This window comes from Lentzea sp. NPDC058450 (assembly GCF_042721395.1).
GTDB lineage: Bacteria > Actinomycetota > Actinomycetes > Mycobacteriales > Pseudonocardiaceae > Lentzea.
The window spans coordinates 165477-183610 of sequence record NZ_JBHXLO010000002.1; the positions used below are offsets into that span (position 1 = coordinate 165477).

Consider the following 18134-nt stretch of genomic DNA (forward strand, 5'->3'; position numbering starts at 1 on the left):
CACGGTCGTCGCCTGCCCAACACCCTGGCTGTCGCCTCAGGAATTGAAACGTTTCATCCAGCGACGAAGGTGGAGATGACGTGCGGCGACGGGCGTTCCTGAAGACATCGGCGGCCGGGCTCTCGGTGACCGCGCTCCCCACGGGGGTGGCGGCGGCCGAGCCGGACCACAAGGCTCGCGGGATGAGGGTCGAGCGCACGACCGTCGAGTACGCCGAGACACCGCTGGGCACCGACGTGGCCAAGCCGCGACTCGGGTGGGTGCTGGCGGCGGACGGCACCGGGGCGCGGCAGACCGCGTACCAGGTCGAGGTCGGGACGGCGCCCGGACGTGCGGACGTCTGGCAGTCCGGCCGCGTCGCTTCCGAGCAGACCACCGGAATCGCGTTCGGCGGCAAGGACCTGAAGCCGCGCACTCGCTACCACTGGCGCGTGCGGGTGTGGGACGGCGCGGGCAGGCAGTCGGCGTGGAGCACGACCTCATGGTGGGAGACCGCGCTGCTGGGCACCCCGTGGCAGGCGCGCTGGATCGGCGCGACGGACACGGCGATCGACTTCACCGGCGCCCGCTGGATCTGGTCGGCGACGACCCCGGCGGAGAGCAGGTGGTTCCGCGCGTCTCTCGACCTCCCGGCGGACGCGGTGCGGGCACGGTTGGTCGCGACCGCCGACGACGACTTCACGTTGTACGTCAACGGGACCGAGGTTGTGAACGTTCCCCAACAGGTGGACGTCTGGAAGGTCGGTCAACGCGCCGACGTGACCCGTCTGGCCGGCCGTCGGATCATCCTGGCCGCGCGGGCGACCAACCGCTCGGCGGGCCCGGCCGGGTTGCTGCTGCGACTGGTGGTCGAGCTCGCCGACGGTCAGCGCGAGATCGTCACCGGACCGGGCTGGAAGGTCGCCGACACCGAGCAACCCGGCTGGCAGGCACCGGACTTCGACGACTCGTCCTGGACCCCGGCGACCGTGCTCGACCCGTACGGCCAAGGCCCGTGGGGCGCGAACGTCACAGTGAAGGAGCAGCCCGCGCCGTTGCTGCGCCGGGAGTTCACGCTCACAAAGCCTGTGTGGCGGGCCAGGCTCTACGTCAGCGGTCTGGCCTACCACGAGACCGAGATCAACGGCCGCCGCGTCGGTGACCGCGTGCTCGATCCCGGTTTCACCGACTACGACAACACCGTGCTGTACGCGACCCACGACGTGACGAACCTGGTTCGTCGCGGCGCCAACGCGATCGGCGTGACGCTGGGCCGTGGCTTCTACGGCATGAAGACGCCGAACGTCTGGCGGTGGGAGCGCCCGCCGTGGCACGACGAGCCGAAACTCCTGGCACAGCTGGAGATCGACCACCCCGACGGCACCCGCACGGTGGTGAGCTCCGACGAGCAGTGGCGCCTGACCGACGGCCCCACGACCTCGAACTCGCTCTACACCGGCGAGACCTACGACGCCCGCCTCGCCCCACGCGACTGGACTCGTCCCGGTTTCGACGACAGCTCGTGGCAGCGCACGACGCTCCGCCCGGCGCCTCGTGGAGTGGTGAAAGCCCAGGAGCACGAGCCGATCCGCGTGATCGAGTCGGTCACGCCGACCGTGACCCAGCTCAGGCCGGGCGTGTTCGTCGCCGACATGGGCCGCACGATGTCCGGCTGGACCCAGCTCACCGTCACCGCCGCGGCCGGGACCGTGGTCCGGCTCAAGCACGGCGAGACCCTGAACTCCGATGGCAGCGTTCACATGGAGAACGGCCACGTCAGCGGCGGCCGCATCCAGCTGGACGAGTACGTGTGCGCGGACGGCACCGGCACCTGGGAGCCGAAGTTCTCGTACAAGGGCTTCCGGTACGTCGAGGTGACGGGGCTCTCGGCGGCGCCTCGCCTGGTCGGCCGCCTGGTGCACTCGGACGTGCCGCGCGCGAGCGCGTTCCGCTGCTCCGAGCCGCTCTTCGAGCAGTACGACGCCGCGATGCGCCGCACCGTCGCCAACAACCTGCACGGCATCCCCACCGACACCCCGACCTACGAGAAGAACGGCTGGACCGGTGACGCCCAGGTCGGCGCCCCGTCGATGCTGGCCGAGTTCGGCATGGCCCGCTTCTTCACCAAGTGGCTGGGCGACCTCGCGGACAGCCAGGACACCGCGGGCCAGATTCCGGTGATCGTCCCGTCCGGCGGCTGGGGCTACCGCGAACTCGCGCCCGCTCCCGAGTGGACGACCGTCTACCCGTTCGTGCTGCGGGAGATGTACCGGATCTACGGCGACTCCCGCCTGCCGGCGCAACACTGGCCGGTGCTGACCCGCTATCTGGACTGGGAGATCGCCAGGCTGCGCGACGGTCTCGCCGTCACCGCGCTCGGCGACTTCCTCCCGCCGGGTTCCGGGGGCATCCCGCCCGAGGACACCCGCCTGACCGCTACCGCGTACCTCTACCGGGCGTTGCTGCACACCGCCGAACTCGGTGACGTGATCGGGAAGCCGGTCCCGCGTTATCGGGAGGTGGCCGCGTCGTTGCTGGCGGAGTTCAACAGGACGTTCCTCGACGGCTACTACCGCACCTCCCGCGACCCCGACTACCGCCAGACCTCGAACGCGATCCCGCTGGCGTTCGGCATGGTGCCAGCGGGCTCGATCCAGACCGTCGCCGACAAGCTGGCCGCCGAGATCCGCTCGAACGGCAACCACGTGAACGTCGGCTGCCTGGGCGCCAGCGTCCTGCTCCAGGCGTTGAGCGACAACGGCCACGCCGACGTGGCGCACGCCATGGCCGTCGAACGCTCGTACCCGAGCTGGGGCCACTGGTTCAGCAACGGCGCCGACACCATGTGGGAGATGTGGGACACCGGCACCCGCTCCCGCAACCACTACTTCAAGGGCACCATCGCCCAGTGGCTCTACGAGCACGTCGCCGGCCTGCGACCGGGCGACGAGGGCTTCCGGACGTTCGTGGTGCGACCGACCGCGACCGAGCTGTCGTGGGCACGCCTGGAGTTCGACAGCGTGCGCGGCCGGATCGTCGTGGCGTGGACGAAGGTCGACGGCAAGCTGCGCCTGACCGTCGAGGTGCCGGTGGGGTCGACCGCGGAGGTGCACGTCCCCGGAGCCGGCGTGCGGACCGTCCCTCATGGACGGTGGGAGTTCAGCGGAGCCGTCGCGCCGGCCGGCCCGCGCCCTCGGTGAGCAGCGCGGCGTCCACCGGCTGACGCGACAACCGCGCGTAGGAGGTTCGTCCGGGCGAACCGGGATCGCGGCGCAGGACGTGGATCGCGCCGGCGACCGTGGAACGCACCTACCGCCTGCACGCAGACCGCGCCCGGCTGGGCGTCGCCGACCAGGCCGCTGGCGACCTAGGAGTGACGCTGTCCCCCGTGAGAGCTACGCCGAGGTGTCCTCTCCGGCGGGATTCCCCGAACCGCCCGGCTCCCTAGCGTTTGCGGTGTCCCCACAGGCCACCTCAGGAAGTCGGAGTCATGGAGCTCAGTGCCTTTCGGTTGCGCAGGTTCAGGTTCCCGATCCTCTTCGTCGTGCTGTTCGCCGTGATGCTGGCGGTGGTCGGCATCGACACCCTCGTCGCGCCGGTGCCGTTGCTGGCGTTGCCGGTCGGCATCGGGCTCGCCGCGCTCGGGATCCTCTGCTACCGCACGCTCTCGCGGTTCGTGGAAGGGCGGAGCGAGCTGCCGGAGCTGGCGGGGGACCGGTGGCGCGGGCTCGGCAAGGGGGCGGCGCTCGGGTTCGGGTTGTTCTGCGCGTTGATGGTGTTGATCGCGGTGTTCGGCGGGCTGGGCGGGATGGAGTGGCACTCGTTCCTGGGTTTCCTCGGGCTCGGCGGGATGATGTTCAGCGTCGCGACCATGGAGGAGTTGCTGTTCCGCGGGGTGCTGTTCCGCGTTTTGGAGGAGCGCGCCGGGACGGTGGTGTCGTTGGTGGTCTCGTCGTTGTTGTTCGGGATGACGCACCTGGTCAACGTCAACGCCACGTTCTGGGGTGCGCTGTCGATCGGGCTCACCGGTGGCGCGATGCTGGCCGCCGCGTACGTGCTGACGCGGTCGTTGTGGTTCCCGATCGGCCTGCACTTCGCCTGGAACTTCACCCACGCCGGGGTGTTCGGCATCGCGGTGTCCGGGTCCGAGGACGTGCCGGACGGGCTGCTGCGCACGACGCTGGACGGGCCGACGGTGCTCACCGGTGGGTCGTTCGGGCCGGAGGCGAGCTTGTTCGCACTGCTTGTGTGCTCGGTGGCCACGGTGGTGATGCTGCGCCGGGCGACGAAGCAGGGGCAGGTATTGCGCCGAGGTGCAAAGGCTCGTTAGTGGGCGGGCCGGCGTTGTTGACTGCCGCCCATGGGTTCAAGACGCTTCAGCAAGTTGGTCAGCCGGGTCGCGGTCGCTGCGGTGGCCGCGCTCTCGGTCGTCACCGTGAACACGCCGTCCGCCGGGGCCGCCGCGCAGGAGTTCATCTACTCCGGCCAGGACTACGGGTACGCGGGGGCGACGTTCGACTGGACCGGGCGGAGCTCGGTCGGCAACATCGACCTGATCGTGTCCGACTGGGGATGCGACGCCAAGCCGGTGTACGCGTACTTCCTGTTCTACAACGGGTCGTTGACGCCTGACTCGACGCCCACGCGGCGGTACGACTACTCCGGTTGCGACAAAGAGGACTACTCGACGTACAACAACCTGACGTGGTCGATCAGCGGCGACTCGATCACGTACATGGGTGTGGTCGTGTGTCGTGACGCGTTCAACGGGCCCTGCAAGGTCGGTGGGCTGTCCGGGCGCAACCCCTACGCGTGACGCGTCACCGCGGGAGGTAGCGCCGCAGTGGCTGGGACTCCCGCACCAGTTTTCTGAGGTCCGCGAGCGTGCCGTGAGCTGCCCCCACGGCACGGGCCTGCACGAGGACGTTGCCCAGCGCGGTCGCTTCCGCCGGGCCGGCGATCACGGGCAGGCCGCACGCGTCGGCGGTGAGCTGGCACAGCAGTTCGTTGTGCGAGCCGCCGCCGACGACGTGCACCGCGTCGATCTCCTTGCCGGACAGGCTTTGCGCGTCGACGATCGCGTCCCGGTGGGCCAGCGCCAGACTGTCCAGGATGGACCTCACGGTCTCCGGACGGGTCAGGGGCCTGCCGCACACCCGTTCGATGCGGCCGGGCATGTCGCCGGGCGGGAGGAACGCCGGGTCGTTGGCGTCGAACACCACGCCCTCGGCGACAGCGGCCTCGTGCAGCAACGGGGCCAGGTCGGCGTTCCAGGTGCGCAGGCACTCCTGGAGCAGCCAGAGGCCCATCACGTTGCGGAGGTAGCGGATCGTGCCGTCCACGCCGCCCTCGTTGGTGAAGTTCGCGGCTCGGCTCGCCTCGGTGAGCACGGGGGCGTCGAGCTCCACGCCCACCAGGGACCAGGTGCCGCACGAGATGTAGGCGAAGCGGTCGTTCTCGGCGGGCACGGCGACGACGGCGGAAGCGGTGTCGTGCGACCCCACCGCCGTCACCGGGATGCCCTTGAACGTGCCGGCCGGGTCACCTGGACGCCGCAGGTCCGGGAGCAGGCCTGGTGGGAGGTCCCGGGTCAGGGCGGGCGACCACTGTCCTGTCCGGACGTCGATCAGGCCCGTCGTGGTGGCGTTGGTGTACTCGGTGCCGCACTGGCCGGTCAGCCAGTAGGAGAGCAGGTCGGGGACCAGCAGGAGCCGGGACGCCTGGGGGAGCAGGGGTTCGGCCATGAGCTGGAACATCGTGTTGAACGGCTGGAACTGCAGGCCGTTGATCTCGTACAGGCCGGGCCTGGGCTCGATGCCGTCGGTGCGGGAGTCCCGGTACGCCACGGGGTTGGCCAGGAGCTCGCCGGACGCGTCCAGCAGGCCGTAGTCGACCGCCCAGCTGTCGATGCCGATGCTCGACACGGTTCCCGCGCGTCTCAGGCCGGTCAGGACCTCGTGGTAGAGCGCGGGCAGGTCCCAGCGCAGGTGGCCGGCCCGGTGCACCGGGCCGTTGGGGAACCGGTGCACCTCCTCGATGTGAACGTTGCCATCGGCGATGGCGCCGCGCACGACGCGGCCGCTGGACGCGCCCAGGTCGACGGCCGCGACCGTTCTCATCGCAGGAACGCCGCTGCGACACCGGCGTCGACCGGCACGTGCAGGCCGGTCGTCAGGGACAGATCGCCCGCTGTGAGCGCGAACACCGCTGCCGCGACGTGTGAAGGCAGCACCTCGCGCTTGAGCAGGGTGCGCTGGGCGTAGAACTCGCCCAGCTTCTCCTCGGGGACGCCGTAGACGGCGGCTCGCTGGGCGCCCCAGCCTCCCGCGAAGATGCCGGAGCCGCGGACCACGCCGTCGGGGTTGATGCCGTTGACGCGGATGCCGTCCTCGCCCAGTTCGGCCGCCAGCAGGCGGACCTGGTGGGCCTGGTCGGCCTTGGCCGCGCCGTAGGCGACGTTGTTCGGGCCGGCGAAGACCGCGTTCTTGCTGGAGATGTAGATGATGTCGCCGCCCATGCCCTGGTCGCGCATGACCTTCGCGGCCCGCTGGGAGACCAGGAACGAGCCCTTGGCCATCACGTCGTGCTGGAGGTCCCAGTCGGCCTCGGTGGTCTCGGCCAGCGGCTTGGAGATGGACAGGCCGGCGTTGTTGACGACCAGGTCCACGCCGCCGAACGCCAGCGTCGCCGCTTGGAACGCCTCCAAGATGCCCTCGGCCGAGGTGACGTCCACGGTCACCGGTACCGCGACGTCGGCGGAACCGATGCCTTCGGCGACCTCACGGGCGCTGTCGGCGTTGCGGTCGGCCACGACGACGCACGCGCCCTCGGCCGCCAGGCGCTCGGCCACCGCCCGGCCGATGCCCGAGCCACCGCCGGTGACCAGCGCGACGCGGGTGGCGAGGGGTTTCGGCTTCGGCATGCGCTGGAGCTTGGCCTCTTCGAACGACCAGTACTCGATGCGGAACTTCTCCCGCTCGTCGATCGGCGCGTAACGGGAGACCGACTCGGCGCCCCGCATCACGTTGATGGCGTTCACGTAGAACTCTCCGGCCACGCGCGCTGTCTGCTTGTCGCGGCCGAAGCTGAACATGCCCACACCTGGGACCAGCACGATCGCCGGGTCCGCGCCGCGCATCGGCGGACTGTCGGGCGAGGCGTTGCGTGCGTAGTACGAGCGGTACTCCTCGCGGTACGCGTCATGGAGTTGCTCCAAGCGCGTGACGACGTCCGTCAGGGGAGCGGTCGGGGGCAGGTCGAGGACCAGCGGCCGGACCTTGGTGCGCAGGAAGTGGTCGGGACAAGACGTGCCGAGCGCCCCGAGTTCTGGATGCCGTTGCCGGGACAGGAAGTCCAGCACGACGTCCGAGTCGGTGAAGTGGCCCACCTGCGGGCTGTCGGTGGAGGCCAGGCCGCGGATCACCGGTGCCAGGTCGGCGGCCCGCGCCCGTCGTTCGCTCCCGGACAGCGGCTCGTGCACCACCGGCCCGAACGGCTCGGCGCGGCCGTGCTCGTCCAGATACCGCTGCGCGGATTGGATGATCTCCACCGAGTGCGCCTCGCACTCCTCGCTCGACGCGCCCCACGCCGTGATGCCGTGCCCGCCGAGGATCACGCCGATCGCCTGCGGGTGGTCGCGCCGGATCGCCGCGATGTCCAGTCCCAGCTGGAAACCGGGGCGCCGCCACGGCACCCACGCCACGCGGTCGCCGAAGCACGCCTTGGTCAGCGCCTCGCCGTCCGCCGCCGTCGCGAACGCGATGCCCGCGTCCGGGTGCAGGTGGTCGACGTGCGGGGCGCCGACCAGGCCATGCATGGCCGTGTCGATCGACGGCGCCGCGCCTCCCCTGCCGTGCAGGCAGAAGTCGAACGCGGCGACCATCTCGTCCTCGCGGTCGACCCCCGGATACACGTCCACCAGCGCGTGGAGGCGGTCCAATCGCAGCACCGCGAGCCCGGCCTCCCGCAACGTGCCCAGGTCACCGCCCGATCCCTTGACCCACATCAGGTCCACGGGCTGCCCGGTCACCGGGTCGACAGCCGATCCCTTGGCCGAGGTGTTGCCGCCCGCGTAGTTCGTGTTGCGCGGGTCGGCACCGAGCCGGTTGCTTCGCCCCAGCAACGCTTGGACCTGCTCCATCACGCACCCCACCCGGCGGCCTCGCCACCGACTCGTTCCGCGACGATCCGCTCGGCGTACCCGGACCGCCGGTACGCGGCCGTCGGGTCGGGATCGAGGCCCATGTCCTCCCGCAGTTCGCGCAGGAGCGGCCGCACATCGGTGTTGTACGCGTCCATCAGCACGGCGTTGGCCTCCAGCACGTCACCGGCCTGTTGGGCGGCGTCCAAGGCGTTGTGGTCGACGAGCAGGGCCTTCGCGGTGGCCTCCTGGACGTTGAGCACCGACCGGATGATCGCCGGGATCTTGGGCTCCAGGTTGTGGCACTGGTCGAGCATGAACGCGATGCCGGCGGCGGGCTTCAGCGCGTCCGCCAGCACGATCTCGTGCATGATCCGGAACAGCTGGAACGGGTCGGCCGCGCCCACCATCAGGTCGTCGTCGGCGTAGAAGCGCGAGTTGAAGTCGAACGCGCCGAGCTTCCCCGCCCGCAGCAGGAACGACACGATGAACTCGATGTTCGTGCCGGGCGCGTGGTGCCCGGTGTCGATCACGACCTGCGCCTTCTCGCCCAACTGCTGGCAATGAGCGAACGCCGTGCCCCAGTCCGGCACGTCGGTCACGTAGAACGCGGGCTCGAAGAGCTTGTACTCCACCAACATCCGCTGGTCCGGTCCCAGCCGGTCGTAGGTCGCGGCCAACGCCTCGGCGAGCCGGTCCTGACGGGCGCGGATGTTGTCCTGACCGGGGTAGTTCAGGCCGTCCGCGAACCACAGCTTGAGGTCGCGCGACCCCGTGGCGTCCATGATGTCGACGCACTCGAGCAGGTGACCGAGAGCCTTGCGCCGCACGGCCGCGTCGGGGTGGCAGACGCTGCCGAGCTTGTAGTCGTCGTCCTGGAACACGTTGGAGTTGATGGCCCCCAGCGAGACCCCGCGCTCGCGGGCGTGCTCCGCGAGCTTGCCGTAGTCGTCGACCCGGTCCCACGGGATGTGCAACGCGACCGTCGGCGCGACGCCAGTGAGCTTGTGCACCACCGCCGCGTCGTCGATCTTCTCGTACGGCGTGCGCGGAACTCCCTGCTGTGCGAACACCTTGAAGCGGGTGCCCGAGTTGCCGTACGCCCACGACGGCGTCTCGATCCGCTGCTCGCGCAGCGCGTCCTTCACGCTCATTTCGTTCTCCCCAAACTCAATCGAGGTGGAAGACCTCGTCGAGGGGCCGCATCCGTTCGTCGGCGTTGCCGTCACCGACGAAGAACTCCGCCATCTCGTGCTGCCAGCGCGCGTTGACCTCGGTGCGGGCCATCTCCGCGAGCGCCGCGTCGAAGTCGTCGCACTCGAGGTAGCCGACGAGCAGGCCGTCCTCGGCGAGGAAGAGTGAGTAGTTGTGCCAACCCGCCTCGGTGAGGGCAGCCCGCATCTCCGGCCACACCTCGCGGTGCCGCGCCCGGTACTCGTCGAGCCGGTCGGCGCGGACCCGCAAGGTGAAACAGACGCGCATGGTCAGAAGTCGAACTGGTCGATGTTGTCCTTCGTGAACACCGTCGGCGGGCCGAGCACGACCTCGCCCTTGGCGCCGATCGTGTAGTCACCGAGGTCACCCGCCTTGTACTTCTCGCCCTCGGCGCCGGTGATCTGCCCGGACGCGAGCGCGGCGGCGGTGTAGGTGGCGAGGTAGCCGAGCTTGCTCGGGTCCCACAGCGCGAACGACTTCACCGTGCCGTCCTGCACGAACTTGCGCATCTGGTTCGGCGTCCCCAGGCCCGTGAGCTGGACCTTGCCCTTGTACTCGCTGGAGCTCAGGTACCGGGCGGCGGCCGCGACACCCACCGTGGTCGGCGAGATGATGCCCTTGAGGTTCGGGTGCGCCTGCAGCAGGCCCTGCGTCTTCTGGAACGACGTCTGGTCGTCGTCGTTGCCGTACGCGGTCTCGACGAGCTTGAGCCCTGAGTACTCGGGCTTCGCGAGCTCGGTCTTCATGACCTCGATCCACGCGTTCTGGTTGGTGGCGTTGGGGGTCGCGGACAGGATCGCGATCTCCCCGCTGCCGCCGACCGCCTCGGAGATCAGCTTCACCTGACCGGCCGCGATTTCGTTCGACGTGGCCTGGTTGATGAACACGTCACGCGCGTCCGGTGCCGCGTCGGAGTCGAACGTGACGACCTTGAGGCCTTGTGAACGCGCACTCTTCAGCGCGGGAGCCACGGCGTTGGCGTCGTTGGCGGAGATCACCAGCGCGTCCTGCTTCTGCTGCGCGGCGGTGTTGATGTAGGTGACCTGGCTGCTCGCGGCCGCGTCAGACGGCCCGGTGGGCTTGACCTCGGCCTTGATCGCCGTGCCCGCCTGCTCCGCGCCCTTCTGCGCCACGGTGAAGTACGGGTTGTTGACCTGCTTGGGCAGGAACGTGATCTTCAGGCCTTCCTTGAGGGGCGCGTTGGGGTCGCCCTTCGCGGCGTTCGTCGCGCCACCGGTGTCGTTGTTAGCGCTCTCCTTCGTGGTGCCACCGCAGGCGGTGAGCGCGACGGCCCCGGACATCACCAGGGCGAGCACTAGGCGTGTTTTCATGTCGAGGCCTTTCGCAGAGTTCCAACGCGGCGGGTGATGGAAGGGGCGAGAACGCTCACAAGAAGCAGCAGTCCGGTGACGATCGTGAGGACCTCGGTCGAGGTGTCCCGGAGGATCAGGAGGTTGCGCAGCCCGCCCAGCAGCAGCACGCCCGCGAGCACGCCGAAGAGCGTTCCCCGGCCGCCGAAGATGGACACGCCACCGAGCAGCACGGCGGCGACGACGGCCAGTTCGAGCCCGAGGCCGTTGTCCGCGCGGGCGCTGGAGAAGCGGAACGTGTAGACGATGCCGGCGATCGCGGCCACCGCCCCGGCGAGCACGAACAGCGTCAGCTTCACGCGCTTGACCCGGATGCCGGAGAAGCGCGCGCCCTCCTCGTTCGCGCCGATCGCGTAGACGGACCGGCCGAACGAGCTGGCGTGCAGCGCGACGCCGAACAGGATCGCGAGGGCCACCGCCAGCACGATCGGGTACGGGATGTCGGTGCCCGGCACGGGCGTGGTGCCGAACGACGTGTAGCTGGCCGGGAAATCGGCGACGGCGGTGTCACCCAGGACCACCAGGGCGAGGCCGCGGTAGAGGGCGAGCGTGCCGATCGTGACCGCGAGGCTCGGCAGGCCGAGTCGCGTTACCAGCAGGCCGTTGAACGCTCCGGCCAGCGCGCCGACCACGATGACGGTCGGCAGGATGGTCTCGAGCGACCAGCCCGCGTTCCACAGCCAGCCGATCAACGCGCTGGAGAGGCCCAGCACCGACGCGACGGACAGGTCGATCTCACCCGCGACGATCACCAAGGTGAGCGGCAACGCGATCAGGGCGATCTCGCCGATGTCGAGGCCGAGGTAGAAGAGGTTGCCGCCGGACAGGAACGACCCGTCAGTGCTGATCTGGCCTGTTAGCGCTACCACGATCAACAGGAACACCAGTGCGGTCTCCCACCGCAGGAGGTTACGCATGGCTGGTCCCTTCCGTGCGGCGCAGGGCTTTCGCCAGCCGCAGCGCGAGGAGCCGGTCGACGGTGATAGCGCTCAACAGGAGCGCGCCCGCGATGGCCTGCTGCCAGAACGCCGGGATCTGGAGCACCACCAGGCAGCTGGTGATCGTGCCCAGCAGGAGCGCGCCGAGCGCGGCGCCGGTGACCGTGCCCGAGCCGCCGAAGATCGCGACACCACCGACCACGACGGCGGCGACCACCTGGAGCTCCAGTCCGGTGCCCGCGGCGGCGTCGACCGTGCCGTAGCGGGCTACCCAGAGCGCGCCGGCCAGGCCCGCGATCGCTCCGGACAGGACGAACGTGGTGAGCGTTCGCCTCGCCACCGGGATGCCGGCGAGAGTGGCGGCCTCGGGGTTGGAGCCGATGGCGTAGAGCTCCCGACCCGAGCGGTAGGAGCGCAGGTAGACGGCGGCGACCGCGATGACCACGACGGTGATCAGCACGAGGATCGGGATGCCGAGGATCCGGGCGCTGCCGAGGTTCAGCAGGGCGTCGGGGAGGTTGGAGGCGTTGACCTGCTTGCCTTGGGCCAGCGCGAAGTCGACGCCGCGGAACACGTAGAGCGTGCCGAGGGTGACCACGAGGCTGGGGACGTTGCCCAGCGCCACCAGCAGGCCGTTGAGCAGGCCGCAGGCCAGGCCGACCGCGACGCCGAAGCCGATGCCCAGCAGCAGCGGGGTTCCGGGGTTGTCGGCGAAGTGCTGGGCGGTGAGGAACGCGGACAGGCCGAGGACCGAGCCGACGGACAGGTCGACGTTGCGGGTGACGACGACGAGGGTCTGGCCGACGGCGAGCAGCGCGACGATCGAGGCGTTGAGGAGGAGGTCGCGCAGGCTCTGGGGCTGGATGAAGCGCGGGTTGACGATCGCCGTCGGGATGACGACTAGGGCCAGGGCGACGACGATGCCGAGTTCGCGGACGCGGCCGACGCGGGTGGAGAGGCGGCGGGCGGCGGTGCGGCGCGAGGTGGGTGGGGTGGAGGTGGGGGTGAGTTGGGTGGTCATGAGGTCACCGCCGGCTGGGCGGTGGCGGTGCTTTCGAGTCGTGTGGTCATCCGGCCGCCACCTGCCCTGCCGCTGCCAGTGCCACTCGTTCCTCGGTCGCTTCGGCCCGTTCCAGTTCCTCCACCAGGCGGCCCTCGTGCATCACCAGAACGCGGTCGGCCATGCCGAGCACCTCCGGCAGTTCCGAGGAGATCATCAGCACCGCGACGCCCTGCCCGGCGAGGTCCGACAGCAGGCGGTGCACCTCGGCCTTGGTGCCGACGTCGATGCCGCGCGTGGGTTCGTCGACGATGAGCACGGAAGGGTTGCGCGCCAGCCACTTCGCCAGCACGACCTTCTGCTGGTTGCCGCCGGACAGCACACCCACCGGGTCGCTCAGCCGGGCGAACTTCAGCCGCAGCTTCACCGCCCAGTCCTGGGCCAGGGCGCTTTCCGAGCGGCGGCGCAGGAGGCCGAACGTCGACAGGCGGCCCAGCGAGGCGAGGGCGGTGTTGCGTTCGATGGACGCGTCCATGACCAGGCCCTGCTGGCGGCGGTCCTCCGGCACGAAGCCGATGCCGGCGGCCATCGCGGCGGTGGGGGAGCCGGGCTTCAGGCGGCGGCCGTGGACGTGCACGGAGCCGGCGTCGGGGCGGTCGATGCCGAAGATCGCGCGGGCCACCTCGCTGCGGCCCGCGCCCACCAGGCCGGACAGCGCCACGATCTCGCCCGCGCGGACGTCGAACGACACGTCGGTGAAGACACCTTCTCGCGTCAGGCGTTGGACGGACAGCAACGTCTCGCCCGCGGTGGTGTCCTCCTTGGGGTAGAGCTGGGAGAGTTCGCGGCCGACCATGCGGCGCACCAGGGAGTCCGGGCTCTCGCCGTCCAGGGGGCCGGACCAGACGAACTCGCCGTCGCGCAGGACCGTGGCGCGCTGGCAGAGCTCGAAGACCTCGTTCAGGCGGTGGGAGACGAAGAGGACGGCGGCATCCTGTGCGCGAAGTGCTTGTACGACGCCGAAAAGCCGGTGGACCTCGTGGGCCGACAACGCCGCGGTCGGTTCGTCCATGACGATCACGCGGGCGTCGAACGAGAGGGCCTTGGCGATCTCGACGAGTTGCTGGTCCGCAATGGACAGTCCACGGGCCGGGCGGGCCGGGTCGAGGCGGACTCCCAGGCGGGAGAACAGGTCCGAGGTGCGGGCGTGCATCTCGGCGACGTCGATGCGGCGGCCGAAACCGAGGGGCTGGCGGCCCATGAAGACGTTCTCGGCCACGGAGAGGTCACCGAAGAGGGTCGGTTCCTGGTAGATGATCGCGATGCCCGCGGCCAGGGCGTCGGCGGGGCCGGAGAAGCGGTGCGGAGCGTCGTCGACGAGCACCTGACCGGCGTCCGGGCGGTGGACTCCGGCCAAGGTCTTGATCAGGGTCGACTTGCCGGCGCCGTTCTCGCCGAGCAACGCGTGGGCCTCGCCCGGCAGCAGTCGCAGCGACACCCCGGACAGCGCGCGGACGGCGCCGAAGGACTTGCTCACCTCGTCCAGTGCCACCACGGGAGGTCGGTCCACGTCCGTGTCTCCTCGATGTTGAAACGTTTTAACACCTGAGTTACGTGCACTCTGGGTGCGGCGAAGCGGCATGTCAAGATGCAGGAGGTACGATTCGTTGTCACGTTTCAACAAAGGAGCCGCCCGTGAAGCCGTCAGTGGGCATCCGCGAGGTCGCGCAGCACGCCGGCGTCTCCAACGCGACCGTGTCGAACGTGCTCAACCGGCCCGACGTCGTCGCTCCCGCCACCCGGCAACGGGTGCTGGCGGCGATCGAGGAGCTCGGGTTCGTGCGCAACGAGTCGGCGCGCCAGCTCCGCGCGGGCCGCAGCCGGGTGCTCGCCTACGTCGTGCTCGACGCGGCGAACCCGTTCTTCACGGACGTGGCGCGCGGGGTGGAGGACGCGGCGCGCGAGGCGGGCTTCGCGTTGTTCCTGTGCAACAGCGCCTCGGACGGGGGACGGGAACGCGAGTACTTGGAGCTGCTCCAAGAACAACGCGTCGAGGGCATCCTGATCACGCCCGTCGACGCCGACAACGCCCAGCTCGCCGAACGCGGCACGCCCGTCGTGCTGGTCGACCGCGAGGCGACGGACGGCAGCAGGTGCTCGGTCGCCGTGGACGACGTCCTCGGCGGTGAGCTCGCGGTGACCCACCTGATCGAGAACGGCCACACCCGCATCGCGATGGTCGGCGGGCCGTTGTCGATCCAGCAGGTGCGAGACCGGCGGGAAGGCGCGATGCGAGCGCTCACAACCGCAGGGCTCCCCGCAGACGCGCTGACGTTCCTGGAGACGCGCGGACTGCAGGTCGCCGAGGGCCGAGGGGCGGGGGAGCGGCTCGTCGGGCTGCCGGCGTCCCGGCGGCCCACCGCGGCGTTCTGCGCGAACGACCTGCTCGCACTGGGCCTGCTGCAGTCGATGACCCAGCAGGGGCTGCGCGTGCCGGACGACCTGGCCGTCGTGGGCTACGACGACATCGAGTTCGCCGCGGCCGCCGCCGTGCCGCTCACGTCCGTGCGCCAGCCACGCGACCAGCTCGGCCGCACGGCCGCCCAGCTGCTGCTCGCGGAGAACGAACCGGACCACGAGCACCGGCACGTGAAGTTCCAGCCGGAGCTCGTGGTCCGCGCGTCGACCGCGATCAAACGTTAACGGACGAGCATCATTTCGCGGTCTTCCTCGACGGCATTCGAACTGTCCGGCGCGAGGAACACGTTCAGCGACGCGGAAGTGAACGCGACGCCCTGGCGAAATGCTTTCGTGCGCGACACCACGGTCACGTCGACCTTGTGGTAATCGCCGGTGCACGGAACGCTCGGCGTGTACTTGTCACCCACCGCCAGCTCGCCGCGCACGTTCTGCGTGACCTGCACCCACAGCGACCCGGTCGCGCCGTTTGCGCACATCACGCGGGTGGGCACGACGACGGCGACCCCGCGCGCCTCCAGTCTGGCCTGCGGCTGCAACGCCACCGCGGCGTCGACCTGAGCCGCGGCCGCCGGCAAAGCGGTGGCCAGTATCGCGGTCGCGGCCAGGACGATCGCGGAAATTGCACGCACGATTCTTCACCTCGTTCTCGTGGAAGGGCGGATGCGGCCGCAATCCGACATTAACGAGAACGACCGAAACGTGGCGAGGGGCCATTGATCGCCGTCCTGCCCGGCACCGGTTTCCCGGCTCGGCGACTTCTCGCGGTTGGATCACCGAGCGGGTGGGCACCCCTGTGCAGTCCTGCCCGCGCCGAAAGGTCCAGCCATGCCGACGGACAGTGTTCTGCTCGCCGACCGGTACCGGCTGGGCGAAGTGCTCGGCACGGGCGGCATGGCCGTGGTGCGCCGCGCCACCGACACCCTCCTCGCGCGCGACGTGGCCATCAAGCTCTTCACCCACCCGGCAGACGCCCGCCGGTTCGACAGCGAGATCCGCACCCTCGCCGGCCTCTCCCACCCGGGCTTGATCGCGATCTACGACGCGGACCTGGAGGCCGAGACCCCGTTCGTGGTGCTGCAACTCGTCGAAGGCCGCACTGTGCGCGATCACATCGACAGCGGCCCGCGCTCGGCGGACGAAGTGCGCCAGCTGGGCGCGGCACTGGCCGACGCACTTGCGCACGTTCACACCCGAGGGTTCGTCCACCGCGACATCAAGCCCTCCAACATCCTGCTGGACGACGAGGCCCTCCCGCGGCTGGCCGACTTCGGCCTGGCCCGAGCCACCGGGGGCGCTCACATCACGCTGACCGGCCAGGTCGTCGGCACCGCCGCCTACCTGGCACCGGAACAGGTGCGCGGCGAGGAGGTCACGGCCGCGGCGGACGTGTACGCGCTGGGCCTGGTGCTGCTGGAATGCCTGACCGGCCGCCGCGAGTACGAGGGCGCGGAGATCGAGGCGGCCGTCGCCCGCCTGCACCGCCCGCCCGTGATCCCCGACGACCTGCCGTTCGGCCTGGTGCGCCTGCTGTCCCTGATGACCTCGCTGTCCCCGGCCCGCCGCCCGACCGCGCTGGAGTGCGCGGAAGCCCTGCGCGCCGAAGAAGAACCACCGACCGTCGTGACCGAACCGCCGACGGTGATCACCGAGCCCCCGACCCTGGTCACGGAGCCGGTGTCCCGCCGCCCGCGAGGAATGACCGCGCTGGCGGTGGGCGCCGTGCTCGTCGCCACGGTCAGCACAGGACTCCTGGCGATGGACCGGACTTCAGCACCGGCCTCGGAAGCACCAGCCCAGGCGCCCGCGACGTCCGCGCCGAGCACTACCGAGCAGGCGGTGGTGCCGGTGGTCAACGAGTCGACGGTGCCGCCCGCGCAGGCAGTGCCACCCGCGCCGGCCGGGAGCAAGGGCGACAGCGGCAAGGGCAAACCGCCCGAGAACAAGCCACCCGAGATCAAGCCGCCCGACAAGGGGAAGGGCGGCAAGGGCCACGGCTGACGGTCAGTGCTTGTCCTCCCGGCTGCCCCGCAGCGAGCCGGGGTGGGCCTTGGCCGACGGGTCGTTGCGGGTCTTGACGAGGCTGGCGACCGTCACGACGACCAGGATGCCGATGATCACGCCCAGGCTGAGCGGCGTCGGCACCTCCGGCACGCTGGCCGAGATGTCCACGTGGGCCCAGTGCAGGATCAGCTTCACACCGATGAACGCGAGGATGATCGCGAGTCCGGCCGACAGGTAGACGAGACGGTCGAGCAGGCCCTTGACCAGGAAGAACAACGCGCGCAGGCCGAGCAGGGCGAACGCGTTGGCGGTGAAGACGATGTAGGGCTCCTCGGTCACGCCGAACACCGCGGGGATCGAGTCGAGGGCGAAGAGCAGGTCGACGCCGCCGATGGCGACCAGCACCACGAACAACGGCGTGGCGAGGCGCCGGCCGTCGACGCGCGTGAAGATCTTGCCGCCGACGTAGTCGTCGGTGACGGGGATGAGCTTGCGCGCGGTCTTCACCACGACGTTGTTCTCGACGTCCGGGTCCTCGTTGCGGTGCCGGAACAGCTGCACGGCCGTGAAGATCAGCAGCAGGCCGAACAGCAGGAACATGAAGGAGAACAACGAGAGCAGCGTCGCGCCCACCGCGATGAAGATGCCGCGCATGATCAGCGCGAGGACGATGCCGAACGTCAGCACCTTGTGCTGGTGCTCCTCCGGCACGAGGAACGTCGTCATGATGATCACGAAGACGAAGAGGTTGTCGACCGAGAGGCTCTTCTCGACGATGTAGCCGGCGAAGTACTCCGCGCCGAAGCCGCCGCCGTACGCGCTCGCGAACCACACGCCGAAGCCGATGGCAACGAGGATGTAGAACACCGACCAGAGCGTCGCCTCGCGGAACCCGATGCGGTGCGGCCGCCACGCCGCCAGCACCAGGTCCACCGCCAGCAGCGCGACGATCACGCCGATCGTCAAAGCCCACGTCAGTCCGCTGATCTCCAGCACCACGAACACCCCTC

General features: G+C 70.0%; 16 protein-coding genes. 5 read left to right on the forward strand and 11 right to left on the reverse strand.

Going from position 1 to position 18134, the window contains the following annotated elements; all coding sequences use genetic code 11:
• Positions 1 to 80 precede the first annotated feature (80 nt).
• A complete protein-coding gene (locus tag ACFWNN_RS04990) occupies positions 81 to 3179 on the forward strand; it encodes a family 78 glycoside hydrolase catalytic domain (RefSeq protein ID WP_382438549.1) in 3099 nt (1032 codons plus the stop codon).
• Here the strand turns inward: ACFWNN_RS04990 and ACFWNN_RS04995 are convergent.
• Positions 3139 to 3288 (reverse strand): hypothetical protein, encoded by a 150-nt coding sequence (locus tag ACFWNN_RS04995; RefSeq protein ID WP_382438550.1) that lies wholly within the window; start codon positions 3286 to 3288, stop codon positions 3139 to 3141. The two genes, ACFWNN_RS04990 and ACFWNN_RS04995, sit on opposite strands and share 41 nt — an antisense overlap.
• Before the next feature lie 181 nt (positions 3289 to 3469).
• On the opposite strand from ACFWNN_RS04995, the gene ACFWNN_RS05000 reads away from it, so the two are divergent.
• Together ACFWNN_RS05000 and ACFWNN_RS05005 are read left to right on the forward strand one after the other, a co-directional pair.
• Positions 3470 to 4309: a CPBP family intramembrane glutamic endopeptidase gene (locus ACFWNN_RS05000; RefSeq protein ID WP_382438551.1), complete on the forward strand. Its 840-nt coding sequence runs from the start codon at positions 3470 to 3472 to the stop codon at positions 4307 to 4309.
• Positions 4310 to 4339: 30 nt separating this feature from the next.
• Positions 4340 to 4795 (forward strand): hypothetical protein, encoded by a 456-nt coding sequence (locus ACFWNN_RS05005; RefSeq protein WP_382438552.1) that lies wholly within the window; start codon positions 4340 to 4342, stop codon positions 4793 to 4795.
• A 4-nt stretch (positions 4796 to 4799) separates the two neighbouring features.
• Here the strand turns inward: ACFWNN_RS05005 and ACFWNN_RS05010 are convergent, their stop codons facing one another.
• From ACFWNN_RS05010 to ACFWNN_RS05045, 8 genes are read right to left on the reverse strand one after another with little or no spacing between them, the layout of a single operon-like run.
• Positions 4800 to 6098 (reverse strand): rhamnulokinase family protein, encoded by a 1299-nt coding sequence (locus tag ACFWNN_RS05010; protein WP_382438553.1) that lies wholly within the window; start codon positions 6096 to 6098, stop codon positions 4800 to 4802.
• On the reverse strand, positions 6095 to 8119 hold the full coding sequence (locus ACFWNN_RS05015; RefSeq protein ID WP_382438554.1) for a bifunctional aldolase/short-chain dehydrogenase: 2025 nt from the start codon (positions 8117 to 8119) through the stop codon (positions 6095 to 6097). The genes ACFWNN_RS05010 and ACFWNN_RS05015 overlap by 4 nt, the downstream gene beginning before the upstream one ends.
• Positions 8119 to 9273, reverse strand: a complete 1155-nt coding sequence (gene rhaI, locus ACFWNN_RS05020) for an L-rhamnose isomerase (protein WP_382438555.1) — start codon at positions 9271 to 9273, stop codon at positions 8119 to 8121. Before rhaI ends, ACFWNN_RS05015 begins: the two co-directional genes overlap by 1 nt.
• Positions 9274 to 9289: 16 nt before the next feature.
• Positions 9290 to 9601, reverse strand: coding sequence for an L-rhamnose mutarotase (locus tag ACFWNN_RS05025; RefSeq protein WP_382438556.1), 312 nt, complete (start codon positions 9599 to 9601; stop codon positions 9290 to 9292).
• 2 nt (positions 9602 to 9603) lie between these two features.
• A complete protein-coding gene (rhaS, locus tag ACFWNN_RS05030; RefSeq protein ID WP_382438557.1) occupies positions 9604 to 10665 on the reverse strand; it encodes a rhamnose ABC transporter substrate-binding protein in 1062 nt (353 codons plus the stop codon).
• Positions 10662 to 11621: an ABC transporter permease gene (locus ACFWNN_RS05035; RefSeq protein ID WP_382438558.1), complete on the reverse strand. Its 960-nt coding sequence runs from the start codon at positions 11619 to 11621 to the stop codon at positions 10662 to 10664. Before ACFWNN_RS05035 ends, rhaS begins: the two co-directional genes overlap by 4 nt.
• Positions 11614 to 12663, reverse strand: a complete 1050-nt coding sequence (locus ACFWNN_RS05040; protein WP_382438559.1) for an ABC transporter permease — start codon at positions 12661 to 12663, stop codon at positions 11614 to 11616. Before ACFWNN_RS05040 ends, ACFWNN_RS05035 begins: the two co-directional genes overlap by 8 nt.
• A gap of 46 nt (positions 12664 to 12709) precedes the next feature.
• Positions 12710 to 14212 carry a sugar ABC transporter ATP-binding protein gene (locus tag ACFWNN_RS05045; RefSeq protein WP_382438560.1) on the reverse strand — a complete coding sequence of 501 codons (1503 nt, stop codon included), beginning with the start codon at positions 14210 to 14212 and terminating at the stop codon, positions 12710 to 12712.
• Between the two features lie 125 nt (positions 14213 to 14337).
• Between ACFWNN_RS05045 and ACFWNN_RS05050 the strand changes: the two genes are divergently transcribed.
• Complete coding sequence (locus ACFWNN_RS05050; RefSeq protein ID WP_382438561.1) at positions 14338 to 15345, forward strand: LacI family DNA-binding transcriptional regulator; 1008 nt, start codon at positions 14338 to 14340, stop codon at positions 15343 to 15345.
• Here the strand turns inward: ACFWNN_RS05050 and ACFWNN_RS05055 are convergent.
• On the reverse strand, positions 15342 to 15752 hold the full coding sequence (locus ACFWNN_RS05055) for a hypothetical protein (RefSeq protein ID WP_382438562.1): 411 nt from the start codon (positions 15750 to 15752) through the stop codon (positions 15342 to 15344). The genes ACFWNN_RS05050 and ACFWNN_RS05055 overlap by 4 nt on opposite strands.
• A 196-nt stretch (positions 15753 to 15948) precedes the next feature.
• Here ACFWNN_RS05055 and ACFWNN_RS05060 point away from each other — a divergent pair, with 196 nt between their 5' ends.
• The gene (locus tag ACFWNN_RS05060) at positions 15949 to 17121 is read left to right on the forward strand and encodes a serine/threonine-protein kinase (RefSeq protein ID WP_382438563.1); all 1173 of its coding nucleotides are present in this window, start codon (positions 15949 to 15951) and stop codon (positions 17119 to 17121) included.
• A 3-nt stretch (positions 17122 to 17124) separates the two neighbouring features.
• Here the strand turns inward: ACFWNN_RS05060 and ACFWNN_RS05065 are convergent, their stop codons facing one another.
• Entirely contained in the window at positions 17125 to 18120 is a 996-nt protein-coding gene (locus tag ACFWNN_RS05065) for a TerC family protein (RefSeq protein ID WP_382438564.1), read from the reverse strand.
• Between the last annotated feature and the right edge of the window lie 14 nt (positions 18121 to 18134).

Coding starts and splice junctions, on each gene's coding strand:
- ACFWNN_RS05000 (WP_382438551.1), top strand. CDS start 3,470: ATGGAGCTCAGTGCCTTTCGGTTGCGCAGGTTCAGGTTCCCGATCCTC.
- ACFWNN_RS05005 (WP_382438552.1), top strand. CDS start 4,340: ATGGGTTCAAGACGCTTCAGCAAGTTGGTCAGCCGGGTCGCGGTCGCT.
- ACFWNN_RS05010 (WP_382438553.1), bottom strand. CDS start 6,098: ATGAGAACGGTCGCGGCCGTCGACCTGGGCGCGTCCAGCGGCCGCGTC.
- ACFWNN_RS05015 (WP_382438554.1), bottom strand. CDS start 8,119: ATGGAGCAGGTCCAAGCGTTGCTGGGGCGAAGCAACCGGCTCGGTGCC.
- rhaI (WP_382438555.1), bottom strand. CDS start 9,273: ATGAGCGTGAAGGACGCGCTGCGCGAGCAGCGGATCGAGACGCCGTCG.
- ACFWNN_RS05025 (WP_382438556.1), bottom strand. CDS start 9,601: ATGCGCGTCTGTTTCACCTTGCGGGTCCGCGCCGACCGGCTCGACGAG.
- rhaS (WP_382438557.1), bottom strand. CDS start 10,665: ATGAAAACACGCCTAGTGCTCGCCCTGGTGATGTCCGGGGCCGTCGCG.
- ACFWNN_RS05035 (WP_382438558.1), bottom strand. CDS start 11,621: ATGCGTAACCTCCTGCGGTGGGAGACCGCACTGGTGTTCCTGTTGATC.
- ACFWNN_RS05040 (WP_382438559.1), bottom strand. CDS start 12,663: ATGACCACCCAACTCACCCCCACCTCCACCCCACCCACCTCGCGCCGC.
- ACFWNN_RS05060 (WP_382438563.1), top strand. CDS start 15,949: ATGCCGACGGACAGTGTTCTGCTCGCCGACCGGTACCGGCTGGGCGAA.